Origin of the sequence: Xenorhabdus sp. Sc-CR9, from assembly GCF_963897815.1 — a bacterium.
Lineage (GTDB): Bacteria > Pseudomonadota > Gammaproteobacteria > Enterobacterales > Enterobacteriaceae > Xenorhabdus.
Window position 1 is genome coordinate 1 of record NZ_CAWQTY010000115.1, and the last position, 386, is coordinate 386.

Annotated in this window: 1 protein-coding gene and 1 pseudogene; both read left to right on the forward strand. The window is 55.7% G+C overall.

Annotated features, from left to right (window positions below; translation table 11 throughout):
* The coding region (locus AACQ81_RS05820) for a hypothetical protein (protein WP_237388511.1) at nt 1–216 on the forward strand (216 nt) is incomplete at its 5' end.
* Nucleotides 197–386, forward strand: a pseudogene (locus AACQ81_RS19675) (DNA-binding transcriptional regulator Fis); the annotation flags it as partial. The gene AACQ81_RS05820 and the pseudogene AACQ81_RS19675, both read left to right, overlap by 20 nt.

Here is a 386-nt window from a genome sequence, read left to right on the forward strand (position 1 = left end):
CACATCGAGGAAGCGAGTGGCGACATCCTGGACGCGCTCGTGGACTTCGCGGGCCTCGGGGGCGTCGGCGGCCTGGTTGACGACGAGCCCCAGGGGGAGTTCGTCGATGGGCGCGCCGGAGGCTCGGTAGCGTGGTGCTCTCAATGCTCGAAGTCGCCGACCTGGCCCTCGTCGTCACCATTGAAAAAAAAAAAAATCACAACATCATGGAACTAAAAAACCCCTGCGTGACTCAATTAAACAAGCACTGAAGACCTATTTTGCACAACGCAACGCTCAATACTGTAATGACCTGTATGATCTGGACCTGGTGCACGTGTAACAACCACTTTTGCACCGGGTGTTCACGATCACCAGCGGTAACCAACCCCACACTGCCTGTATGT